This is a genomic window from Synechococcus sp. R3-13, assembly GCF_047462195.1.
Lineage (GTDB): Bacteria > Cyanobacteriota > Cyanobacteriia > Thermostichales > Thermostichaceae > Thermostichus.
On the sequence record NZ_JANSIO010000389.1, the window covers coordinates 1 to 2,696 of the forward strand.

3 protein-coding genes are annotated in these 2,696 nt (G+C 58.7%); 1 reads left to right on the plus strand and 2 read right to left on the minus strand.

All coding sequences use genetic code 11. From position 1 onward, the window contains the following. Both NW856_RS11580 and NW856_RS11585 read right to left on the minus strand, forming a co-directional pair. Positions 1-146 (minus strand): RNA recognition motif domain-containing protein (locus tag NW856_RS11580; RefSeq protein WP_414400401.1); only part of this gene is annotated, 146 nt, incomplete at its 3' end. Positions 147-399: 253 nt separating this feature from the next. Continuing rightward, positions 400-1,767 carry a glutamate-5-semialdehyde dehydrogenase gene (locus NW856_RS11585; protein WP_414400397.1) on the minus strand — a complete coding sequence of 456 codons (1,368 nt, stop codon included), beginning with the start codon at positions 1,765-1,767 and terminating at the stop codon, positions 400-402. A gap of 305 nt (positions 1,768-2,072) precedes the next feature. Between NW856_RS11585 and NW856_RS11590 the strand changes: the two genes are divergently transcribed. Further along, positions 2,073-2,696 (plus strand): PDZ domain-containing protein (locus NW856_RS11590; protein ID WP_414400399.1); only part of this gene is annotated, 624 nt, incomplete at its 3' end.

The following is a 2,696-nucleotide window of genomic DNA, read 5'->3' on the forward strand; positions in this document are numbered from 1 at the left end:
ACAAAGCCGAAGCCGCGGCATTTGCCTGTTTTCCGATCCCGGATCACCTTGGTGGAAATGACCTCACCGGCAGAGCGAAAGAGCTTCTCCAGTGCCTGACGATCCACCTCTTCCGGCAGATTTCCAACATACAGACGCACAGGCATGATCCAGCGAAGCTCCTAATCGAAATAACAAAAGGCCAAAATGCAAAGTGCTACATCTAGGGCGCTCAAGCCCATAACATCAAACCCGGAACCCGGTAGTCCATCGTCACACCATAGCGCGCCGCAAAGCGCAACCCTTCGCAATCACGAAGCTATTTTTTAATTTACCTCAACCTGGAGCCGCGAAGACGAGGAGAACGGTTTTTGTGAACGACTGCTTTGTACAGCCGGTTTGTACAGCCGGCTTTTGCAGCTAAGCTAAGCCGGTGTTGTTCAGGCGATCCCGATGTTGAAAAGGTCGCGCCTGGGGGCCTGTGTAGTCGGCTACAAGATGTCCTTGCCCTCGCAGTTGGTAGCGGTAAGTCACCAAGCCTTCTAAGCCCACCGGGCCGCGCGGCGGCAGTTTTTGGGTGCTGATGCCCACTTCTGCCCCAAAGCCGTAGCGAAACCCGTCGGCAAAGCGGGTGGAAGCGTTGTGAAAGACCCCCGCTGCATCTACTTCATCCAAAAATCGCCGGGCAGCAGCGGCATCCTCGGTTACAATCGCTTCGGTATGGCGGGATCCGTACTGCTGGATGTGGGCAATGGCCTCGTCAAGGGAGCCCACCACTTTAATAGAGAGGATCAAATCGGCATACTCGGTGCTCCAGTCGGCTTCGCTGGCCGGGATCAGATCGGGCACCAGCTCGCGGCAGAGGGGATCCCCCCGCAATTCCACCCCCTTCTCCCGCAGGGCCTTGACCGCCAGAGGCAAAAAGTGGGGGGCTATGGCCTCGTGAACCAGCAGGGTCTCGATGGCATTGCAGGCGGCGGGGTACTGGGTTTTGCTGTCCACCGTCAGCTTGATCGCCATGTCCACATCCGCTGCCCGATCCACGTACAGGTGACACAGGCCATCGGCATGGCCCAATACCGGGATGCGGGTATTCTCCAGGATGTAGCGGACAAAGCTGCTGGAGCCGCGGGGAATGATGAGATCCACTAGCCCCTCCAGTTGCAGTAGGGCCTTGACCTCGGCGCGGCTGGTGAGCAACTGCAGGGATCCCTGGGGAAACTCTGGGATCTGCTGCAGGCCCGCCTGAATGGCCGCCATCAAGGCTTGACAGGAGAGCAAAGCTTCGGATCCCCCCTTGAGCAAGACGCTATTGCCGGTTTTCACCGCCAGGGCAGCAATTTGCACCAGAGCATCGGGCCGCGACTCGAAGATCACCCCCAGCACCCCCAAAGGGTAGGTGCGCCGTTCCAAAATTAGCCCCTCGTCCAGTTCCCGGATCAGCAAAGCTCGGCCCACCGGATCCCCCAGCCGGATCACCTGCCGCACTCCGGCCACCATGTCGGCCAGTTTGTGGGCGTCCAGCTTCAGGCGAGCATAGGCAGATGCCGACAACTCCCCGGCTTTCACCATCTCCGCCGCCCGCTCCAAATCCGCCCGGTTGGCGGCCAAGATAGACTCTTGGTGCTCCAACAAGGCAGTGGCCATGGCCTCTAGAGCGGCATTCTTAATAGCCGTGGGCAAGGTGGCCGTGTGTTGGGCAGCAGCGCGGGCCAACTGCACTTGGGACAGCAGCGGGCGGTCTGAAGCAGAGGCAAGCGAGCTGGGGCAATCGGTGGCGAGGGACATAGAGTCAAACAGGGGCAAAGGTGCCCATTGATATGAAGAAGAGCTGTGAGGATAAGTTGTGTTGAACTGTGATCCCAGGAGCACCCCCAGAAGGGATCCCTATGCTAGGTTGGGCACAGTCGCTTGGGGGTATCTGTAGCCTACCAAAGTCTGGATCCCACTTGCTGCAGCAGGGGAGCCTTTCCTTGCTCTCGATGCTTCTAAGCTGAAGTTTGGATAGGGGAAAACCCTTGCTCGAAACCCAGTTCCCTGACGATTAGAGATCCACCTCGTCAACCTCGATTTAGCGCCTTCCAGGAGAGCCAATGAGAAAGCGTGGGTTTGTGGTTAGTGCAACGGCTGCGGTGATGACAGCGGTGTCGCTGGTCGGCGTGCAGCTATCTATGCCGGGTTGGGCGGGGTTTCGCCGGGATCCCAAAGAGGTGGTGGACGAGGTTTGGCAAATTGTCAATCGGGAATATGTGGATCCGTCTTTTAATTCCCTGGATTGGGAAGCGGTGCGGCGGGATCTGCTCAGCCGAGAGTATGCCACCCGAGAAGATGCCTACGCGGCCATCCGGGAAGCCCTGAAGAAACTGAACGATCCCTACACCCGATTTCTGGATCCGGATCAGTTTGCCAGCATGCAAATCGATACATCCGGTGAGCTGACCGGGGTGGGGATCACGCTGGGCATGGATCAGGAGACAAACGAGCTGGTGGTGATCTCCCCCATTGAAGGGTCTCCTGCCGACCGGGCCGGGATCAAATCCAAAGACGTGATCGTGCGCATCGACGACAAGTCCACCGAAGGCATGGACACCAACGCTGCAGTCAACCTCATTCGGGGCGAGCCGGGTACGCGGGTGCGGCTGACCATTCGCCGCGAGGGGGAAGGGCTGAAGGTGTTCGATTTGGTGCGGGAAAGAATTGAGCTGGCCACCGTGCGC